We start from the raw sequence: 20,414 nt of genomic DNA, 5'->3' as shown, positions 1-20,414 counted from the left end.
TTAAAAATTGTTCGTTATTCCGTTAAATTTCTTCAAATATCACTAGAATGTAATGCATTACTACTTTATTGTAAATATTGGAAGGTGATAATAGGAGGTGTGGATATGAGAGGACATAAGAAAATTAATACGAAGCAATACTTAATTAACGATTCGATAAAGCCACCAGAGGAAGCAAAAATAAGGGCAAAGAATATGGTTGATGATGAAACTGTTATTAAAGTTTTTGTTGATGCATCAGAGCTTAATTTTCAAGGAGTGTTTGGCCTTGGCATTTGTATAGTGGGGCAAGGCGATGTAAAAGTGAGATCCAAAAAGCATTATAATAAGATTATGAAAACACACATTGTTTATGCCGAACTTCAGTCAATTGCTTTAGCAATAAAAGAACTCGATAAGTTAGTGATAAATAAAAAAATCACCCCCGTTAAAATAGAGGTATATAGTGATTGCGTAATCGTAGATAGGTTAAAGGTAGATAATAAACTTACTAGTATTGACATGATTAATGAGGTTGCAACAGAAGTTTTATTCTTGTGGGAGGATTTCGAACAGAAACACAAAAGTATTAGCTTACAGATAGAAACGATGAGTGGGGATTTAAAAAGATATAACCCTTTTTATAAAGCAGCACACAATGCAGCTAGAAAATCGCTAAATAAATCTTGAAAGATTTAAAGTCATAACACTACTTTCATGAAGAGAAGTGAAGCAATTATATGTTGGAGAAATTTCATATATTTGATTACAGATACTTATATATAAGGATGCCCATTAGAGTAAGATATGGTTCTGAATATAGGGATTGTTTAATTTGTGATTATAGAAATAATTCTATAAAAGTTGTATTTGTCAAAGAAGATGGAGAAATTACCACTAGCCCTATTGCTGTAAATGAAGTTACAGAAGGGTTAATAGAGATTGAACCTCTAGCATATAGTGACGTAGTAACAAAGTCGAATTTAAGGATGAATGAATTTAAGGAATATCCAGTAAGAACATTTTATAAATTTAAACAGGATTTTTTAAAGGTAGGTGACTTGGTAAAAATATATTTAATAAATTTCACAGAAAGGCAAGGTGTAGTAAAAAATATAGAGAAAACTTGTATTGAGGTAGCTTGTTTTCGGTTTGGAAAGGAACAGATTATATCTGTTAAGGCAGAGTATGTATTATTCGGGAAAATGCAAATAGAAAAACTAACTGAATAAAGAGTTTTGCTCATAAAAGTTTCTAAGAGTAAAGTGCTATGAACCTCAGAGTCTCTTTGAGTTAAAAATTGAAAGTTTAAAAACTTATCACTTCCATTAGAATACATAAATACCGATTTAAAAAGTAGAGGAGACAAGTGTTTTATAAGAAGCAGCGAGGATTTATGAAAATAGTAGTAGACTCTGTTTCTTCAATCACTATGTTATGTAAAAGACGGACATTTTTAGAAATCTGCCTTTATCATAAGTTTTGTTTATAATATTTAAATAGTATAATTCGAAGACTTTATATGAATTTTATGGATCATAAAGAATTTATTGGTACAATAAATAGTGTTGGTATCCCTTTTGTTTCCTTATTGGTTTTATAGGAATATGGACAAGAAAGAAGGACACTTATTAAGGCAGAAAAGTATAATAAAACTAAACGAAGGCTAGCGTGTCAGCCGGATACTTTGTGAGGAAGATAACCCAAGTCTTAGCAGAATTGGGTTTTTCACCTTTAGGTTCAACCTGAGGAGGTTTAGCCAATAATCAATGTTTCCGGCGATTAAGGAGGTAATTGATTGTCAGTTGAAATATCAGGTGTACAAGGATATGAATATCAATATTTAGCAACAGTGTATATTGCACTATCTAATCTCGAAAAAGATAATATTGAACTAATTGTAGAGAAAAAGGGTGGTGAAGATGCTGAGCTAATTATTGTTGAAGATGGGCAGAAAAATACAGTTGAGATCCAAGTAAAGAGTACACAAGCGGATCTAACTCTTAAAGAGCTTACTTCGTGGTTAAATCATTTTCCCGACAGATTATCAGAAAACAACCTTATTGATAGATTAAAGACTGATGTCTCTAGGTCTGTTTTATTTATAACAAGAGCGAGAGGCACAGATATAGTTCGGCCCTTTTTAACAGACAATATTTACTTGAACAGAGGTTCAATCAACAATGGACTTTTAAATAGTATCCCTGATTATTTAGAAGAAAATAATGATAAAAGTACTCCTTTAAGAGAAAAACGTGCTATGTATTCTTCTATACAGGCGAATTACTTTAGAAACCATAGTGGTGTTTTGCGTAGTATTTGTAAAAGAATTTTGGTCTGGGAGATGCTAAGCGAAGAAACACTTACTAATAAATGTATTGAATTAATGAACAAGAAATACTTTGTACCACTAAATAAAGCGAAAAGTGTTTTAATAGAGCTAATAGATCTAGTTAAAGTCGCAAGAGATTTGCGTGAAGATGTAATTCCGTCAATTTTACAACTCCTTGATAGATACAAGGGTAATCAAATTTACTTAAATCCAGTTAACGTAGACAGAGAAGGAATAGAAGAAGCAATAAAACTTTTAGAAGAAAGAAATGTACTCCTTCTTACGGGCATTTCATTTTGTGGAAAAACTCATTTGGCTAGAAGAATTGCAAAGGAATTACAATACTCAGGGTATAATTGTTTAATAGAGTCGGATATTAAAGAAGCGCGGCGTTTTCTCATGCAAAATTCTTTAGAAGAGAGATTATGTGTTATTGAAGATCCATTTGGTCAGGTAGAATTAGAAGACAACTTTTATGAAGTATGGAGTACACTATCCCAATTGATTGAAAATTTGGGACCAAACAGAAAAATTATCGTTACAAGTAAAAAAGAGTTGCTTAGGAGACTCAAAAATACAGATAATCCTCATGAATGGATGTTAGAAGGGAATGAATGGACAGATTTAACGGTCCAAGATCACCAATTTATACAAAATGTATGGAATGCATATTGTTTGGAAAAAAATATTTCTACTGAAGTAGCTGAGCTAGTGAAAAAAAATCTTAATGAGTTACATTCTAACAATCTATTACAACCTGGGCAACTAAGGCATTTAGCATTTCGGGATAAATCAGAGTTAATACAAAAAGACTTTGAAGATTTGGTTCAGTTAGCTACAGTTGATGCACATACGCTGGGAATGTACTTCAACACAAAATCAAATGAATTTAATAAAGTACTCATGGCATTGGGCTTAGGCTCTGATACTACACAAGCGATTAAATTTAAAGAACTTACCCATGTATTATCTAATTCAGAAGATCAACCAAGCTTAGTGATACTAAAAGAAGATTACCAAATGATGGATTTTCCTGGTAAAAAAAGCAGTCCCTCTTTTCCTGAGTATACTTCTGATGCAAAACTACCAGACTGGATATTAGAGCATTTAGAAGATATGGAAATAAATGGATACGTAACTGTTGTTGATGACAATATATTATTCACACATCCAACTTACTATGAGGCATCAAAATATGTAATCAAACATCAGAGAAGATCACAACTGGGTCAAATAGTTCATATTCTATCTAAGGGGATAGGATGTTTAGAGCCTAAAACGGCATTTATGTATACTAAGCAAATAGAAAAATTGTTCTCTAATTATTCATCAAACCAGGTGTTTAAGGATGAGCTAATATCTTTGGCGATTAAGTCATTAAATTCTATCTTTCCTTCTATTAGAGATTCGGGACTTATTTTTCTTCTTTCAATTATCGACAACCAAAGTAATGATTTGCAAAAAGTTGTATATGACTTTATAAAACACAATGATATAAAAAACAGCAGGGTGTTCTGGCAAGAAGGTGAGCCCTGGTTAGAGGTTTCAAACTCAACTAGTTTTGTCGATTATCTGGATGATTTGCTAAGAAATCACGATAATAATGATGTTGAAAATATAGCTAATAAATTAATACAGCCTCACGAATCAAAAAACGTAAGTTCTGAAGAAGCGTGGAAGATTGCATCAAATGAATTTTTATTCGAAGAAGAAGATAAAAATTTAAGATTAATAGCACAATTACTTTCATATAAAGAATCCTTTATTAGATCGAAAATTGCTTTCACGGTAGCTAGGTATTTCAGTGATAGCAAGCAGCATATTGATATAGTTTTTAGTGATGAACATCCGAACGTGGTGTACCAAGCTATTAGGGGAGCAATGAGAGGTTGGAATAGCTTTAATTGTGAACATAAGGCTTATTTAATGAATTATATGACTCAGGCAATGTCCAATAAGATTGTAGCTGCTAACACTAGTAGATTCTTGATAGATTTTGGTGATGATTTCGGTAGAGATTATATTGATCGGAGCAGTTTAAATGAAGATCAAACAAAAGAGTTGTGGAGTGTGTGGAGTGAATTATTCCCTATATTTTTGCAGACAGTTCCCAACAATTTTGTATCTTTAAATGAATCCGACTTATTTAATACAGTTATCAAGTCGGTAGAGTATATAGATTCTAGCGCCGTTGTAAAAATTGCAGAGTCTTGGTTATATTGGATAGAGAAAAATTTACCCAATAGGTTATTACATGAGTCTGGTTATGCAGTTTCTGATTTTTTATTAAAAAAAACAGAGCCCAGTGAAAGACAACGAATTTCGGAGAGAATTCTAAGCCAAGAGGATACTAATTTTATTACTGTTGCACTATCTGAATTTGTCGACAAGTGGACTACTTTAAGTGATGGAGAAAAACAAAAAATAATCTCATTATTACAAAGTAATAGAGAAGATGTTAGATGGTTAAAGGCTGTATGCTTAACTAGAACCAAGGTTCCAGAAATAATTTCTTCTATTGTTTTAGGCAAAGAAAAGATATTCGAAGAAGAAATCATTAAAGTTATTGATTATTTTCCAGTAGAGTTACTCACTGATTGTTTGAGAGTATTTATTGGTAATCCACAACCTTTGTGGTGGCTCGGATATCATCACCCTAGAGGTACAAGATGGCCTGAAATGTTATTACGTCTTCTTGAAATACCAGAACATCCGAGTTTCAAAGTCGCCTTATCAAATTTTGTTGATCGGTTTATTAATGGTGCTTTCAGAGATGAACAAAGAATTCAAGTTTTAGAAGTATGGGAGAACATCATATCATATAAGGACAATTGTTTAAGTGATTATTTGTTTAGTGAATTAAAAGTACAATGCATTTCCAATAATGGACCAGACATCAAAGATTTATGGAGTGTCTTTTTTAACAATATTAATAATGAAAAAAAGTCATACTATATAAATGATGTCGTTAAAGAAGTTGAAGCATTTACTTATTTCAATGAAATTTATGAAATTTTTCATATGGAGTTTTTCGAAAAGGAAATTTTACCACAATTAACTGCTGATAATATATTAATAAACATGGTTATGAGTAGCGACAGTATCCTTAATAATATTGAGGAAGACGTTAACTCTTATATTAAGGATATGTATACAGTGATTGAGAAAGTTTATTCTATTGAATCTCCTAGACTAAACTTAACTAATACTTTAGTTGAAAACTTCTTCTCCAGAAAATATGAGGTAATTCCTTTAAGTGATTTAATAGAGTCTATCAACCAAGCAAGTAAAAAAATCACAGAAGAAGGGCGTAAAAAAAAGAAAGATATAGTTGAGTTTTATGATTTGCAACATGCTGACGTAATAAACGACTGGGTTTCCTTATACCAAAAAGATTGAATTAGAAAACGAAATTATATTTTTTTAAGGTGAACAAAACTACATCATCTAATTATTATTCTCTTATCTACCTTCAGTACTCCACGCACGTCGAGTGCGTAGCCGTACTGGAGCTATAATAAACTTCACTAAACCCCACCTTAACTCCAGAGTTAAGGTGGGGTTTTAATTAGTTGCAATAAAGAGGTCGATTTATAGGAAGATACGTCTTTATAATTGTAATGACTGTTGAGAATGTATTTTGTGCAATCGAATAGAGTGCAATTAAATTGAATCGCATATAGTGGTGTGATATGGTTTAGGCGTGAAGCATTATTGTATTCTTGAAGGAGTGAGGATCTTGACTATTACGTTTACGGACGCTGCAATTGAACAGTTAAATACAGAGGATTACGTAGCTTTTCAGCTTAATCCTAGTTTAGGTGGATGTAGTATTGGTGCGGATTGGATCACATTTAAAGTTTTGTCTTCCAAGGAAACACAGACAGGTGAGAAGTTGGTAGAGACTAATTATAAGCCTGTGGTTTTAGGAGTTAAGCACGAATCCTTTTTCAAAGAAGATATGATCATTGACTACTCTAGTAAAAGAAATGCATATATGTTAAAAAGCAAAAGTGAGATTCTCAGTTCTCGTTTGCCATTAGAAAAATAAGTTAGATTTACGAGTGAAAACATCAGGAATTGAAAGATGACCGAAAAAAGCACCATCTCAAACACTTCTAAGCGTTTGAGATGGTGCTTTTATGATTTATTATGCGTTAGACGCCATCTTATCCTTACTCGTTTTCAGATCAAAACGATCGGCATTCATAATCTTCACCCATGCCGACACAAAGTCGCGCACGAATTTCTCTTTATTGTCCTCTTGTGCATAGACTTCTGCGTAAGCACGGAGGATGGAGTTTGAACCGAAGACGAGGTCAACGCGTGAAGCAGTGCGGACAAGTTCGCCTGTTTTACGGTCGCGTCCTTCGTATTCATTGAAGTCAGCTGGCTTCCATTCAATTCCCATGTCGAGTAGGTTTACAAAGAAGTCGTTTGTTAGTGTACCAACGCGATCAGTGAACACGCCATGCTTCATACCCTTGTGGTTTGTCCCGAGTACGCGCATACCACCAATAAGAACGGTCATTTCAGGAGCAGTTAGACCGAGCAGCTGTGACTTGTCGACTAGAAGTTCCTCAGGACTTAACGTGTATTCCTTCTTCTGATAGTTGCGGAATCCGTCAGCCATTGGCTCTAATACGTCAAAGCTTTCAACATCTGTTTGCTCTTGCGTTGCATCCCCGCGTCCTGGTGCGAATGGAACAGTAACGTCAACACCAGCATCTTTTGCCGCTCTTTCTACAGCTGCACTACCTCCAAGAACAATCAAGTCAGCAAGGCTAACTTTTTTATCAAGTTTGCTTTGGATTTTCTCATATACGGATAGGACTTTTGATAATTGTTCTGGTTCATTTACATCCCAGTTCTTTTGTGGTTCTAAGCGGATACGCGCACCATTAGCACCACCGCGATAATCAGAGCCGCGATACGTACTTGCAGAAGCCCAAGCTGTTGTCACAAGCTCGCTGACACTTAATCCGGAGTCGAGGATTTTAGCTTTCAGGTTTTCAACTTCAGCAGCAGTCAATTCGTAATCCACATTCGGGATCGGGTCCTGCCAGATCAAATCTTCCTGTGGTACTTCAGGGCCAAGGTATCTTTCTTTCGGTCCCATGTCACGGTGAAGCAATTTGAACCATGCACGTGCAAATTGATCAGCGAAATATTCGATATCCTCGTGGAAGCGACGTGAAATCTTTTCATAAATTTCATCTTCACGAAGCGCCATATCTGCTGTTGTCATCATAGTATTCACTTTGATTGAAGGATCTTCAGCATCAGGTGCAAGGTCCTCTGGTTTAGGATTAACTGGCTTCCATTGGTGTGCACCTGCAGGGCTTTTCGTTAATTCCCACTCATATCCGAATAGTAAGTCATAGTATCCGTTATCCCATTTTGTTGGATTAGCAGTCCATGCGCCGTCTACACCACTTGTAATTGTGTCGCGACCTTTACCACTTCCGTAAGAGTTCTTCCAACCGAGTCCCTGTTCTTCAATATCAGCAGCTTCCGGTGCCGCTCCAACGTTAGCTTCAGCGTCTCCTGCTCCGTGCCCTTTACCAAACGTGTGACCACCAGCAATCAAGGCAACTGTTTCTTCATCATTCATTCCCATGCGGGCAAATGTTTCACGAATGTCACGTGCACTTCCTAGCGGATCTGGTTCGCCATTTGGTCCTTCTGGATTTACATAGATAAGTCCCATTTGAACAGCAGCTAGCGGACTTTCGAGCTCGCGGTCGCCTGAATAACGGTTGTCACCGAGCCACTCTTTCTCGGTACCCCAATAGATATCCTCTTCTGGATGCCACACGTCTTCGCGTCCGCCTGCAAAACCAAATGTGTTCAAGCCCATTGATTCAAGCGCAACGTTACCAGTGATGACGAGTAGGTCAGCCCAAGAAATCTTATTTCCGTACTTTTGCTTAATTGGCCAAAGGAGACGACGTGCTTTATCAAGGCTCGCGTTATCTGGCCAGCTGTTCAGTGGTGCAAAGCGCTGTGAACCTGTAGCGCCGCCGCCACGTCCGTCACCAGTACGATATGTACCGGCTGCGTGCCATGACATACGGATAAAGAGAGGGCCGTAATGGCCGTAATCAGCTGGCCACCAGTCCTGGCTGTCTGTCATTAAGTCACGAAGATCCTGCTTCAGTGCGTAATAGTCCAGCTTTTTAAATTCTTCAGCATAGTCAAAGTCTTCCCCCATTGGGTTGCTTTTGCGGTCGTGCTGTTGAAGTAGTTGCAAGTTTAACTGGTTCGGCCACCAGTCTTTATTTGTAGTCTTCACTTTAGTTGTGGTGATGGCGCTATCTTCCTTTGTTTGGCCGTGAGAGACAGGGCACTTCCCAGCTTGGCTGTCATGCATTTCGTTTTTATCCATATTTCAATCTCCTTCCGAATTTAAGAAAATTAATTATAACCTCTATTAGATTATAATTATAATAAATTAATAATCATTTTGGAAGAGTTATGCACTAATTTTCACAAAATAATTTTAATACCACGTATTATAAAGCGGTTACAATTAATGAAAATGAAGGAGCCACCCTTGTTTCGGGTTTATTTATCCACTTACTATATATTTTCGATTCCATTACGAGTTTACCTCTTTCAAAAAACAGTTTATGGCACATCAAATAACAGAAAAGAGAGGCGGTAATCCCCGCCTCTCTTTTTAGTAACTTATTTTGTTATAAGCTGACCCTTCAAAAGAAACTTTTCAACCACTTTTGCGACACCATCATTCTCGTTCGTATCTGCAATATAGTCGGAAATCTTTTTGATGTCATCGGGAGCATTACCCATTGCAACACCGAGGCCCGCAAATTCAATCATTTCTTGATCATTGTAGCTGTCACCAACTGCAATGACTTCTTCTCGTTTAACATCGAGCTCGTTAATAAGCTTCTCGATGCTCGTGCCTTTCGTAATCCCTTTATCAGTAAACTCGAGAAAGTAAGGCTTGGAACGCATCACGCTGAATTCTTCACCTAACTCGGCTTGAAGTTTGGTTTCCACTTTCTTCAGGTGCTCCGGTTCACCAACCATCAGAACTTTTACAACCGGTTCTGTGACACTATCAATAAACGAATCGACGACAGTGATAGGTAGACCTGTTAGATCAGACTCAATTGTTGTGTAGGGATTTTCTTCGGCGGTAATAATTTCATTCCCGACGTACGTGTGAATATAGACGTTCTCTCGAAGACTGATTTCATAAAGTCGTTGAACAGCCTCGACAGATAATGTCTGACTGAAGAAATCTTTTTTGGAATGACAGTTAATAATCTTTCCGCCATTAAAAGAAAGAATATAACTCCCATAGTCTGCGAGAAGAAGCTCCTCGGCATATGGGACCATTCCGAATGTTGGGCGTCCAGACGCAAGCACGACTTTGTTTCCTTCTTGCTGAGCTTGCATAAGAGCCTCTTTACTTCGAGCAGAAATCATTTGATCAGCATTGAGCAATGTATCGTCTAAATCTAATACAATCATTTTATATGACATATGTGATTTTCATCTCCTTACTAGTTTCCTTTACCATTTTACTAGAATTCAGGTGAAAAGGGGGAAGGGTTCGTAAAATGGAAAAAAGTAATGAATTTGCAGATTAGTAGTTCATTTGTAGTAAAAGGGTTTCGAAGCAAATCAATTGACCATCTTCTTATTGAGGAGTATCTTTGATCACATCATTCAGCTTAAAGATTATTCGCAAGCTGATTTATATATTTTAAAATGTTTAAACGAATCAAAGGAGAATATACATTGGAAAACTATCAAGAACTTACAGCGAAGCAACAGTCATTTTTCCAAAGTGGAAAAACAAAAGACGTGTCGTTTCGTATCGATACATTAACGAAATTAAAAGAGCTTATGACGTCGCATGAACAGGATATTATTGCCGCTTTAAAAGCTGATCTGAATAAACCTGAAGTAGAAACAAAGCGTGCAGAGATTGGACTTGTGTTGGGCGAAATTAACTTTATGATTGAGAATTTATCTTCTTGGTCCGCTCCAAAAGAAGTGGAGACACCATCAACCCATGCAGGCGCCACAAGTTTTATTGTTGCTGAACCTTATGGATCAGCACTTGTGATAGCACCATGGAACTATCCGGTTCAACTTGCCGTTGCGCCATTAGCAGGAGCCATTGCGGCTGGGAACTGCGCTGTATTAAAGCCTTCTGAGTTAACACCCCACACTTCTAGTCTTTTAGCCAAGATGATTAATGAGAATTTCCCTAAAGAATATTTGCGTGTCGTTGAAGGGGAAGTGGAAACGAGCACGGCTCTTCTAAAAGAGAAGTTTGATTACATCTTCTTCACTGGTAGTACAGGAGTCGGGAAAATTGTAGCAGAGGCAGCGGCGAAGCACTTAACGCCTGTTACCCTTGAGTTAGGTGGTAAAAGTCCAGCGATTGTGCATGAGGATGCTAACTTAGACGAAGCTGCAGCACGTATTGCGCGCGGGAAATTCGCAAATGCGGGACAAACATGTGTAGCGCCAGATTATCTTCTTGTAAACCGTAAAGTCAAAGATCAATTGATTGCTAAGATGCAAGAAACGATTACAAACACATATGGAGAGAACGTCTCAGAAAATCATGATTTTCCACATGTCGTGAGTGAACGTCATTTTGATCGTCTACAAAAGTTTTTGGATAATGGTGATTTAGTAATTGGAGGCAAGTCAGACAAATCTCGCCTCTTTATTGAGCCTACAATCTTAGACAATATTTCTTGGGAAGATCCTGTGATGCAAGATGAAATCTTTGGACCAATTCTACCTGTCATCGTATACGATGAATTATCAGAAGCGATCAATGCTATTGTAGATCGTCCAAAACCACTTGCTTTATATCTTTTTTCTGATGAGGAAGCTGTACAAGATGAAGTGTTAAACACTATTTCATTTGGTGGTGGGGCGATTAACGATACGATTAATCATATGACATCTCACTATCTTCCATTTGGCGGAGTAGGGAATAGTGGTATGGGAGCTTATCATGGGCAGGCAAGCTTTGATACGTTCACACACTTTAAGAGCATTTTGAAACGCTCGAATAAATAAAAAAGCATATTCTCATGCTTTATGACACTTCATAAAGGGTATATGACGTAAGTAGATAACATTAGCAGTTTTGTTTAATAGGTTACTATACGTAGAAAGGGTGTCTAGAATGAAAGTACTTATTGTTGGAGCAAACGGTCAGATTGGGAAGCATATAACTTCCATTATTAAAGAGCATGATGATCTAGAAGCGAAAGTGATGATTCGTAAAGAAGAGCAGGCCTCTTACTTTAAAGATTTAGGGGCAGAAACCGCTGTAGTTGATTTAGAAGAAGACGTTAACGCTATTGCGAAAGCGGCTGAAGGTGTCGATGCGATCGTCTTTACGGCAGGTTCTGGTCCAAATACTGGTGCTGATAAAACGATGTTAGTTGATCTAGATGGAGCTGTAAAAACAATTGAAGCAGCGAAAGAAGCTGGGGTAAAACGTTTTGTGATGATCAGTTCTTATGATACAACGCGAGAAGCGATTCAGTCTGCCCCATCTTCATTTTCACCTTATGTAGCAGCGAAGCACTATGCAGATGAATGGTTGCGAGCAACGGATTTAGACTATACGATCATCCACCCGGGTGCCCTAACGAATGATCAGGGAATCGGTAAGGTCAATGCCGCTACTAGAGTAGAAAGAAATGAAATTCCTCGTGAAGATGTTGCGAGTGTTATCGTAGCGACACTCGAAAATGATGCGACGATTGGTAAGGAATTTCAAGTCGTGACGGGAAATCAGCTAATTAAAGAAAGCATCAATTCACTTTAAGTGAAATGTAATCTTTGAATAGAAGTTGTATGAAACAAAGCCCCTTGTTCACACGCAAGGGGCTTTGTTTGACTCTTTTTATTAAAGGAAGAGAGAAAAAAACCATCAGGGAGTCTCCCCGATGGTTTTGATGAAGTATTAGCAATCTTTTCCGTTAACAAACGCAGCGCCAACGATGATAAGAAGAATGAACAAAACAACGATTAGCGCAAAGCCATTCCCGTAACGAGCACCACCAACCTGGTTTCCGCAACCGCCGTATCCAGCGCCGCCAACCTGGTTTCCACATCCGTAACCATAACTCATGAAATCATCTCCTTTCATAGGATCTTCTTTAGTGTATGAAGGAGAAGGAGATAGTGATTAGGTGTTGGACTAGTTTTAAAAAAGTTAGGTAAATCGTTAGAAAGCCCGCTTAAGAAAAACTCTGCTTTTCTTAAGCAGGCTTTAAATAGCGCTATTTAAATGAAGCATACCCTTCATCAGCCATTACGACACTGCCGTTAATCGCACTTGCTTCTTTTAATGAAAGAAGATAAACAGCATCAGCTAATTGCTCTGGATCTGTTAGTTTATTGCCGATTACTTTTGCTTTCATTCCATCAATTAACCCTTTATCACGATATCCTTGGACGATTGGCGTATCGACAACACCTGGAGCAACACCTACAACGCGAATGCCATATGGCGCCAAATCAAGAGCAGCTGATTTTGTCATCATGTTAACGGCCCCTTTAGTTGCATGATATGCGAAAGTAGCAGGAGAGGCGAGAACACCAAAGACTGAGGTTGTATTGATGATGACGCCTTTCACATTCAATTCTTTCATCTTTTTAGCGGTAGCCATGATTCCATAAGCGACGCCGTGCTGGTTAATATCGATCACTTTATGATAATCTTCTAAAGAAAACTCTGGAAGTGGTGTAGGACGACCAATTCCAGCGTTGTTGAACATCACGTCAATAGTTCCAAACTGATCAACGGTTTTTTCAATAAGCGCTTCGACTTCTTCATAACGAGAAACGTCTGTCTTAACGAAGAGAGCAACGCCACCTTCTGCTTCGATTAAATCAACAGTTTCTGTTCCTCTTGCTTCATCAAAATCCGCGACAACGACTTGATCTCCTTTTCGAGCGAACTTCAAACATGTTTGTCTTCCAATTCCACTTGCACCACCAGTAATGACTACTACTCTTTTTGCTGTCATAAATAATACCTCTTCCCTAATCGTATTTCTTATTTTCAGTTTATCATTGCTGAGGTTTAATAAAAATTTAGTTATCGTTATACTTAGTTAAGCAATGCTTAAGGTGGTAGAGGAAATGAATGTAGAGCAAATGGAGTATATTGTAACAGTCGCAAACACGGGATCACTATCAAAGGCAGCGAATGAACTGCATGTGAGCTTATCAGCCATAAGTCAGTCGATTAGTAAGGTAGAGAATGAAATTGGACTAAAAGTATTCATTCGTAATCGAGCGGGAGCGGTACTAACTTCAGAAGGGGAGAAGATTGTATTGAAGGCAAGGGAAGTACTAACTAAGGTAGATGAACTGAAGGAAGAAGTAAACCGTCAATTAGATACGCTGAGTGGGGAATTAAAAATTGCTACCATCCCAGGCCCAATTCATCTGTTGGTAGAGGTAGTGTCTGTTTTTAAAAGATCGTACCCAAATGTGAAGCTTGAGATATATGAAAACGGGCCAGTGAAAATAATGGAGGATGTGTATGAGCAACATCTTGATCTAGGACTCATTTTAATATCAGATCGACTTATTCAAAACCACAAGATGCTTTCTTTTGAAAAAATAAGGGACGGAAAAATGGTAGTAGGTGTGAGAAAGGAATCCCCTTTAGCTAAAAAAAGAACAGTTAAGCCAGAAGATCTTATTTATGAAACGCTTGTGCTTTATGATGATGATTACATTGATCAATACGTCACGGAAACGCTATCAAAATATGGATCGCCTGATATCTTATTTACTACAAACAATACGGATGCGATAAAAAATGCAGTAAAGCGTGGGATGGCTGTTACTCTTGGGATTGATTATTCTTTTAGCAATCAGCAACTAAGAGAACGTGATATCGTCATGGTAGAGATCGAAGAAGGGGAGTATGAAAGGGTGTATCTTGCCCTTGTTCGTCATCGAGAAGGACAAGCAACTCGAGTAGGAAAAGAGTTTGTAACTAACATAAAAAAACATTTCTAAAAAAAGGACCGGTTCATTACTTGAACCAGCCCTTTTCCTTAAATCGCGATATCGCTTCAATTCGATTTGTTACTTCTAATTTATCCAGAATGACAGAAATATAATTACGAACCGTTCCAGGGGTAATGTAAAGTTCACTTGAAATGTCTTTTGTGTTTTTACCATCAGCCATTAACTGAATGACTTGCTTCTCACGTTCTGTTAGCGGATTTTCATTACCGAAAGCTAGATCCACTAACTCAGGCGAGAAAATCCTCTGACCCTCAATGATCTTTCGAATCGAGCTTGCGAGCTCATCACTCGGACTATCCTTCAGAAGATAGCCACTAACGCCAGCTTTACGAGCACGTTCGAAATAACCAGCACGAGCAAAGGTTGTTAGTATAATGATTTTACATGAATGACTGCTTAATTCTTCAGCTGCATCAAGTCCGCTTTTAAGTGGCATTTCAATGTCCATAATACAAATGTCTGGCTGTAATTCTTTTACTAAAGAAATCGCTTCTTCACCATTCGTCGCCTGACCGACAACTTCCATTCCTTCTTCTAGATCGAGTAAGGAGCCAAGCGCCCCAAGTAGCATACGCTGATCCTCCGCAAGCACGATGCGTATCACACCGATCCCTCCTGTTCTTTTTGTTGAATCACATTTGGTACACGAATATTTAAAGTTGTTCCTGTTGAAGAATTAATATCAAGAGAGCCGTTTACGAATTCTAGTCGCTCCCTCATTCCCTGTAGTCCGTGTCCTTTGAATGAAGTTGTTCCTTCTGGGATGCCATCACCGTTATCTTCGACTTGAATGAGGACATCTGTTGGAGATTGTTCAATCAGAACTCTGCACCATGAAGCGTTACTGTGCTTGACGATATTCGTCACAGCTTCTTTGAGACACATGCTTAAGACATTTTCTACGAGTAACGGTGTATTCTCAAGTTGTTGATTACCTTCAAAATGAAATTCCATCTCTGCGGCCTGTAAAATTTGTTGTACGCGTAAAAGCTCGTCTTCAACTCTGGCTCCACGCATATTCGATACCATTTCACGTACTTCTTTTAGAGCGGTTCTGGCTGTTTGTCGAATATCATGAATTTCATTAATAGCAGCATCAGGCTTAACAGGAATTAGCTTTCTAGCTAAATCACTTTTAAGTCCGATCATCGATAGTTTTTGCCCGAGTGTATCATGTAAATCTCTCGCAATCCGTTCTCTTTCTTCAATCACCATCAGCTGCGAAATTTTCTCATTCGCGTTTTGGAGTTGTTGCTCCAAGCGGTGCTGTTTGTTTCGATAGCGAATGGTAAAAGGAAGCAGAGCCACTCCAAGCACACAGATGAAAATAAATGGGAGCTGTGGTAGTAATGTATCATCGTGAGTGAAGAATATAATGACTGTTGCAGCTATCGTCGTTGTGAGATGAACAATATAGAGTGTTAGAAAACCTGCTTTATTTTCGATGCTACCAATGAAAAACGCTAAAAACAGAGCGAAGTAGACATAACCGAATAAGATCGTCATCACAATACTTATGGCCATTTCAATGCTGACCCATAAATAGACTAATTTACTATTTGATATGAAAGATAATCGATAGGATAAGAAAAATAAAAGAATGACGAAGATACCAATTGTTATTTCTATAACCGATGAAGATCGGAATATAAAAAAGAAGGGTAGGAAACAAAAAATAATCCAAACGTAAGAACTGATCCCAGTGTTCTTAGGAATGATATGATACCAGCTTTGCATAGGGATCTCCTTTCGAGGTGCTATAATTACAGGATATACCATCAGTATTCGCCTGTCACTTATCTACCATTAGTATAATCTCTTTAAAGATATTGAAAAACCCATCCAGGCTGAATGGGTTTTTCAGTAATGTTATTTTTCCTGGAAGCTTGGTCTTTTCGTAGTCATCATCGCAAGCTTTGCAGGGTTTTTAAGAAGTGGTTTTACTTCTTTAAATGTAACGAACGTTTTATTCTTTGTATCATATAGACGGAATCGAATGGATTCAAGGCTTGATAATAACGTAATCGTCGTCGCCTTATGCAATGGAGGCGTTGATTCATGCGCCTTTTCAAGATGATAGTTTGGCACTCTTGGACTTAAGTGATGCACGTGATGATACCCGATGCTTCCGGATACCCACTGAAGAAGTTTAGGAAGTTTATAGTAAGAACTGCCATCCACGGCTGCTTTTACAAAGTCCCACTCTGTTTCATCTTCATAATAAGAGTCTTCGAATTGGTGCTGAACATAGAACAACCAGATTCCAAGTGACCCAGCAACATAAAGAATTGGAAGTTGAATGATTAGAAACGCTTCCCATCCAATAGCCAGGATCAATAGGGAATAGATCGCAACGATTGATGCGTTGGTAATGTATGTGCTCATACGCTCTTTACGTTTCGCGTCTTTGCGATTAAAACGGTTAGCGATAAGGAAAAGGTAGATCGGACCAAGCCCGAACATCACAATCGGGTTACGGTAGAGACGATAAGCGAGCCTACCCCAGAATGTAGCTGCAGCATACTCTTCAACTGTCATCACCCAGATATCGCCTGTTCCACGCTTATCTAAGTTTCCACTTGTTGCGTGATGAATATTATGCTCGCGTTTCCATTTTTCAAACGGGAAGAGAGTAATGATCCCAGAGATCGTACCAACTATCCGGTTTGCTTTTTGACTCTTGAAGAAAGAGCCGTGTGTGCAATCGTGAAAAATAATAAAGATTCGAACGACAAATCCTCCTGCGATCATCGCAAGTGGAACGGCTAACCAGGCAGACACGCTTAAGCTCTGATAAGCCAGAAACCATAGCAATAAGAATGGAAGAAGGGTGTTCAAGAGCTGTCGTACCCCTACGACCGTGTCGGGTTTGGCGAAAGTTGATACACTTTTTTTCAATTCTTTTTGTTTTTGTTTTTGTTCATTCATATGGTTACCCCTTTGTTAGGCATAGTTGAAATAACGTTAAGCCTAATGATAGAGGATTTGGTGTCATGGTGTAAGACACAAACGTCAGGACATAACCATGATAAATGTCATGGGTTTGTTGGGGATAAAAGGAAGGTGGAGTGGATTATCATACAAAAAAGCCTGTGAAACCTCTAAAGTAGAGGTTTCACAGGCTTTTTAACACTATTCTAAGTTCGCATGCTTTCCATACATCTTATTCGTATCCAACCCTTTCTTATCCATAAAGCGTAAAATTATCGCATCATAGAAAAGTAAAAGAGTCTGTTCAAATAAAGAGCCCATAGGCTGAATCGTTTCATAATCACCTGACTGATCCTTTGGTGAACCTGGTAATGTTACGATGATGTCTGCTAGCTCGCCAATTGTTGAGTCAGGATTAATTGTTACAGCAGCGATCTTTCCGCCGATATTGGCGGCCTTATTCGCAATGGAAACGAGCTGTTTCGTTTCACCAGAACCTGATCCGATGATGATCAGATCACCTTCTTCAAAGTTTGGTGTGACCGTTTCGCCAACAACGTAAGCATCAATTCCCATGTGCATCATGCGCATCGCAAAAGACTTTGCCATAAAGCCAGATCGACCACCGCCAGCAACGAAAACCTTGTTCGCTTCGAGAATTTCATTAGCGAGCTGTTCCGCTTCTTCGTCAGCAATGAGATCTACTGAACGATTTAGCTCATCAATGATTTCAGCTAAATAGTGAGTAGTCTGCATGATTGATTATCCTTTAATAAGCTCTTGCATTTTTGATGCAACGGCTTTTTTATCGTCTTCACCAGTAATACCGCCACCTACGATGACAAGGTCTGGTTGTACTTTTACAACTTCTTCAAGAGAATCAAGCTTAATGCCACCAGCGATTGCTGTTTTCGCGTTCTTTACGACGCCTTTAATTGTTTCAAGGTCTTCGAAAGAATTCTGGCCTTTTGCTTGAAGATCGTATCCAGTGTGGACACAAATATAGTCAACGCCAAGTGCGTCTACTTCTTTCGCACGAGTTGCGAGATCTTTCACTGCCATCATGTCAACAAGGATTTCCTTACCTTGTTTCTTCGCTTCTTCAACAGCACCTTTGATTGATTCATCTTCAGCAGCACCAAGAATTGTGATGATATCTGCGTTAGATTCAGATGCTTTCATAACTTCATAACCTGCAGCATCCATAATTTTAAGGTCTGCAAGAACTTCAAGGTTAGGGAATGCTGCTTTCATATCTTTGACAGCACGAAGACCTTCATTGATGACGATCGGCGTACCGATTTCAACGATATCAATATGCTCCTGAACTTCTTTCACTAGTTCAATACCTTCTTCTGTGTTTACCAAATCTAATGCTAGCTGTAATTTCATAATGCTTTCACTCCCAGTCCATATTTTTTCTTTCTCTCTCTTGTCCGACACCAATATAATCGATCTGTTGGTGTAGTAGCAAGTATACTGCTTACAACCTATTAATGTAAGTACGCACATTAAACTTACATAGTGTCAAAAAGTATACTATGAGTTATACTGGGCTTAAACGGAGGTGATGCGTATGTCACGTACCCAGGACAAAACATTTTACTGTGAAAAAGAATTAACGCTTGCGGTTATCGGAGGCAAATGGAAAATGCTTATCTTATGGCATTTAGGCAAGCAGGGAACGAAGCGATTTGGTGAGCTAAAGTCACTAATGCCGGGAATTACACAGCGTATGCTAGTGAACCAGCTACGAGAATTAGAAGACGACCAAATCGTACATCGAGAAGTATACCCTGTTGTCCCTCCGAAAGTAGAGTATTCCCTTACCGAGCAAGGTGAAACATTAATGCCTATACTCGACTCCATGTATGAGTGGGGGAAGAATTACAATCAGAACGTCCTTGGCAAACCGATTGAGACGAAAGAGTCTGTATAGAAATAAACGAAAAGCCGGGGCGCTCCCCGGCTTTTCGCTTATTTTAATATTCGACTAAAAGTGAAAGTTCTTCCTTAATTGTTTCCCATGCAAATGAATTCGTATCGGTCAGCACAAAGTGTTCTGCTGAGGGGAGTTCGATAAGTTTAACAAAATCGCCTTCGCCTTCAGCTTCGCGCTGGTAGTAATCACTAATCCCGATCGGAACATTAATGTCTAGCGCACCATGAACGAGAATTTGTTGCACACCAAGTGGAAGAAGTTCCACAGGGGAAGCATTTTTGTAGCGCTCTGGATATTCTTCAGGCGAACCGCCTAATAGTTCTGCAGTAGGATTATTTGGTTCAAGAGAGAGGACTTGATCTCTGTACTCATGCACACCATGCATCATCTCAAGGTCGTTCACACCTGCAAGGCTAACCACTCCGTGAATAGGAAGAGGGGTGTCCGTAATGAATAACTCACTATTCTTATCTATACGGTGACGGGCAGCAATCCATGTAGCAAGATGGCCCCCAGCTGAATGTCCAATCGTAACCACTTTGTTTAGATCGAGCGGATAGGATTCTGCAAGTGTCCTTATGTAGTCAGTTGCTTCTGCAACATCTGTAAGTGTTCCTGGATAACCTCCGCCTTCTTGTCCCGTTCGACGGTATTCAATGTTCCACGTGGCAAATCCACTCGCTGTTAAATCTTCCGCCACTTCTCTCATAATTTCGAGTGTGAACGGTTTCCTCCAAAAGCCGCCGTGAATAACGATTGCCACGGGGAAAGGTCCTTCTCCTTCTGGAAGTCGTAGTTCGCCAAATTGATTTTCGTTCTCTCCGTAGAAAAATTTCTCCATGTTACTTACCACCTCTCTGATTGGATTAGAGTCCTCTTCATTATCGCATATCTCCTGAAACTTTCATTACGTTAGGAATTGAAAAAACCAATCGTTAATCGATTGGCTTTACTTCATAAAAAGGATAATGATGCCTATTGTCCGGACTTTATTCCTTTTGCAACGCTATAAAAATTATTTACAATCATAAATGATCCTGTATTGCCCCCACCGGATCCGCTAACCGTATTACTTACGGAGATTGGGGAGATCGTGTGTGCACATTGGACTACCGTTCCGCTATTATTTGTAATGATCACTGGTCCTCTAATAAAACAACCCATTTA

General features: G+C 38.5%; 18 protein-coding genes and 1 pseudogene. 8 read left to right on the top strand and 11 right to left on the bottom strand.

Translation table 11 applies throughout. From position 1 onward, the window contains the following. Window positions 1-105: 105 nt before the first annotated feature. From IQ283_RS22570 to IQ283_RS22555, 4 genes are all read left to right on the top strand, one after another. Window positions 106-669, top strand: coding sequence for a hypothetical protein (locus IQ283_RS22570; protein WP_194222411.1), 564 nt, complete (start codon window positions 106-108; stop codon window positions 667-669). Between the two features lie 50 nt (window positions 670-719). Next, the gene (locus tag IQ283_RS22565) at window positions 720-1,211 is read left to right on the top strand and encodes a hypothetical protein (RefSeq protein WP_194222410.1); all 492 of its coding nucleotides are present in this window, start codon (window positions 720-722) and stop codon (window positions 1,209-1,211) included. 566 nt (window positions 1,212-1,777) lie between these two features. Then, the gene (locus tag IQ283_RS22560; RefSeq protein WP_194222409.1) at window positions 1,778-5,710 is read left to right on the top strand and encodes an ATP-binding protein; all 3,933 of its coding nucleotides are present in this window, start codon (window positions 1,778-1,780) and stop codon (window positions 5,708-5,710) included. Window positions 5,711-6,050: 340 nt separating this feature from the next. Beyond that, window positions 6,051-6,362 (top strand): iron-sulfur cluster biosynthesis family protein, encoded by a 312-nt coding sequence (locus IQ283_RS22555; protein ID WP_194222408.1) that lies wholly within the window; start codon window positions 6,051-6,053, stop codon window positions 6,360-6,362. Between the two features lie 99 nt (window positions 6,363-6,461). On the opposite strand, the gene katG is transcribed toward IQ283_RS22555, so the two are convergent. Both katG and IQ283_RS22545 read right to left on the bottom strand, forming a co-directional pair. Next, a complete protein-coding gene (gene katG / locus IQ283_RS22550) occupies window positions 6,462-8,699 on the bottom strand; it encodes a catalase/peroxidase HPI (RefSeq protein ID WP_194222407.1) in 2,238 nt (745 codons plus the stop codon). Between the two features lie 302 nt (window positions 8,700-9,001). Continuing rightward, window positions 9,002-9,826 (bottom strand): Cof-type HAD-IIB family hydrolase, encoded by an 825-nt coding sequence (locus IQ283_RS22545; protein WP_194222406.1) that lies wholly within the window; start codon window positions 9,824-9,826, stop codon window positions 9,002-9,004. Window positions 9,827-10,084: 258 nt separating this feature from the next. Here IQ283_RS22545 and IQ283_RS22540 point away from each other — a divergent pair, with 258 nt between their 5' ends. Together IQ283_RS22540 and IQ283_RS22535 are read left to right on the top strand one after the other, a co-directional pair. Next, the gene (locus tag IQ283_RS22540) at window positions 10,085-11,389 is read left to right on the top strand and encodes an aldehyde dehydrogenase (protein WP_194222405.1); all 1,305 of its coding nucleotides are present in this window, start codon (window positions 10,085-10,087) and stop codon (window positions 11,387-11,389) included. A 109-nt stretch (window positions 11,390-11,498) separates the two neighbouring features. Continuing rightward, window positions 11,499-12,149, top strand: a complete 651-nt coding sequence (locus IQ283_RS22535; protein ID WP_194222404.1) for an SDR family oxidoreductase — start codon at window positions 11,499-11,501, stop codon at window positions 12,147-12,149. A 138-nt stretch (window positions 12,150-12,287) separates the two neighbouring features. Here IQ283_RS22535 and IQ283_RS24450 read toward each other — a convergent pair. Together IQ283_RS24450 and IQ283_RS22525 are read right to left on the bottom strand one after the other, a co-directional pair. After that, a pseudogene (locus tag IQ283_RS24450) lies at window positions 12,288-12,374 on the bottom strand (YjcZ family sporulation protein); the annotation flags it as partial. 232 nt (window positions 12,375-12,606) lie between these two features. Then, window positions 12,607-13,356 (bottom strand): SDR family NAD(P)-dependent oxidoreductase, encoded by a 750-nt coding sequence (locus tag IQ283_RS22525; protein WP_194222403.1) that lies wholly within the window; start codon window positions 13,354-13,356, stop codon window positions 12,607-12,609. Window positions 13,357-13,471: 115 nt separating this feature from the next. Between IQ283_RS22525 and IQ283_RS22520 the strand changes: the two genes are divergently transcribed. After that, window positions 13,472-14,362, top strand: a complete 891-nt coding sequence (locus IQ283_RS22520; protein ID WP_194222402.1) for a LysR family transcriptional regulator — start codon at window positions 13,472-13,474, stop codon at window positions 14,360-14,362. Window positions 14,363-14,378: 16 nt separating this feature from the next. On the opposite strand, the gene IQ283_RS22515 is transcribed toward IQ283_RS22520, so the two are convergent. The 5 genes from IQ283_RS22515 to hxlA form a co-directional block, all read right to left on the bottom strand. Beyond that, a complete protein-coding gene (locus IQ283_RS22515) occupies window positions 14,379-14,978 on the bottom strand; it encodes a response regulator transcription factor (RefSeq protein ID WP_194222401.1) in 600 nt (199 codons plus the stop codon). Next, the gene (locus IQ283_RS22510; protein ID WP_194222400.1) at window positions 14,975-16,111 is read right to left on the bottom strand and encodes a sensor histidine kinase; all 1,137 of its coding nucleotides are present in this window, start codon (window positions 16,109-16,111) and stop codon (window positions 14,975-14,977) included. Before IQ283_RS22510 ends, IQ283_RS22515 begins: the two co-directional genes overlap by 4 nt. Window positions 16,112-16,243: 132 nt before the next feature. Further along, window positions 16,244-17,302: a fatty acid desaturase gene (locus IQ283_RS22505; protein WP_194222399.1), complete on the bottom strand. Its 1,059-nt coding sequence runs from the start codon at window positions 17,300-17,302 to the stop codon at window positions 16,244-16,246. Between the two features lie 204 nt (window positions 17,303-17,506). Beyond that, a complete protein-coding gene (gene hxlB / locus IQ283_RS22500) occupies window positions 17,507-18,061 on the bottom strand; it encodes a 6-phospho-3-hexuloisomerase (protein ID WP_194222398.1) in 555 nt (184 codons plus the stop codon). Between the two features lie 6 nt (window positions 18,062-18,067). After that, window positions 18,068-18,697: a 3-hexulose-6-phosphate synthase gene (hxlA, locus tag IQ283_RS22495; protein ID WP_194222397.1), complete on the bottom strand. Its 630-nt coding sequence runs from the start codon at window positions 18,695-18,697 to the stop codon at window positions 18,068-18,070. A gap of 184 nt (window positions 18,698-18,881) precedes the next feature. On the opposite strand from hxlA, the gene IQ283_RS22490 reads away from it, so the two are divergent. Then, window positions 18,882-19,244 (top strand): winged helix-turn-helix transcriptional regulator, encoded by a 363-nt coding sequence (locus IQ283_RS22490; RefSeq protein ID WP_098446173.1) that lies wholly within the window; start codon window positions 18,882-18,884, stop codon window positions 19,242-19,244. A 43-nt stretch (window positions 19,245-19,287) separates the two neighbouring features. Here IQ283_RS22490 and IQ283_RS22485 read toward each other — a convergent pair whose 3' ends face one another. Together IQ283_RS22485 and IQ283_RS22480 are read right to left on the bottom strand one after the other, a co-directional pair. Further along, window positions 19,288-20,088, bottom strand: a complete 801-nt coding sequence (locus tag IQ283_RS22485) for an alpha/beta hydrolase family protein (protein WP_194222396.1) — start codon at window positions 20,086-20,088, stop codon at window positions 19,288-19,290. Window positions 20,089-20,222: 134 nt separating this feature from the next. Next, window positions 20,223-20,411, bottom strand: coding sequence for a spore germination protein (locus tag IQ283_RS22480; protein WP_194222395.1), 189 nt, complete (start codon window positions 20,409-20,411; stop codon window positions 20,223-20,225). Window positions 20,412-20,414 lie beyond the last annotated feature (3 nt).

The sequence above is a fragment of the Pseudalkalibacillus hwajinpoensis genome (assembly GCF_015234585.1).
GTDB lineage: Bacteria > Bacillota > Bacilli > Bacillales > Guptibacillaceae > Guptibacillus > Guptibacillus hwajinpoensis_B.
This window is presented reverse-complemented; position numbering and strand designations above follow the sequence as displayed.

Coding starts and splice junctions, on each gene's coding strand:
- IQ283_RS22570 (WP_194222411.1), top strand. CDS start 106: ATGAGAGGACATAAGAAAATTAATACGAAGCAATACTTAATTAACGAT.
- IQ283_RS22565 (WP_194222410.1), top strand. CDS start 720: ATGTTGGAGAAATTTCATATATTTGATTACAGATACTTATATATAAGG.
- katG (WP_194222407.1), bottom strand. CDS start 8,699: ATGGATAAAAACGAAATGCATGACAGCCAAGCTGGGAAGTGCCCTGTC.
- IQ283_RS22545 (WP_194222406.1), bottom strand. CDS start 9,826: ATGTCATATAAAATGATTGTATTAGATTTAGACGATACATTGCTCAAT.
- IQ283_RS22535 (WP_194222404.1), top strand. CDS start 11,499: ATGAAAGTACTTATTGTTGGAGCAAACGGTCAGATTGGGAAGCATATA.
- IQ283_RS22525 (WP_194222403.1), bottom strand. CDS start 13,356: ATGACAGCAAAAAGAGTAGTAGTCATTACTGGTGGTGCAAGTGGAATT.
- IQ283_RS22520 (WP_194222402.1), top strand. CDS start 13,472: ATGAATGTAGAGCAAATGGAGTATATTGTAACAGTCGCAAACACGGGA.
- IQ283_RS22510 (WP_194222400.1), bottom strand. CDS start 16,111: ATGCAAAGCTGGTATCATATCATTCCTAAGAACACTGGGATCAGTTCT.
- IQ283_RS22505 (WP_194222399.1), bottom strand. CDS start 17,302: ATGAATGAACAAAAACAAAAACAAAAAGAATTGAAAAAAAGTGTATCA.
- hxlB (WP_194222398.1), bottom strand. CDS start 18,061: ATGCAGACTACTCACTATTTAGCTGAAATCATTGATGAGCTAAATCGT.
- hxlA (WP_194222397.1), bottom strand. CDS start 18,697: ATGAAATTACAGCTAGCATTAGATTTGGTAAACACAGAAGAAGGTATT.
- IQ283_RS22490 (WP_098446173.1), top strand. CDS start 18,882: ATGTCACGTACCCAGGACAAAACATTTTACTGTGAAAAAGAATTAACG.
- IQ283_RS22485 (WP_194222396.1), bottom strand. CDS start 20,088: ATGGAGAAATTTTTCTACGGAGAGAACGAAAATCAATTTGGCGAACTA.
- IQ283_RS22480 (WP_194222395.1), bottom strand. CDS start 20,411: ATGGGTTGTTTTATTAGAGGACCAGTGATCATTACAAATAATAGCGGA.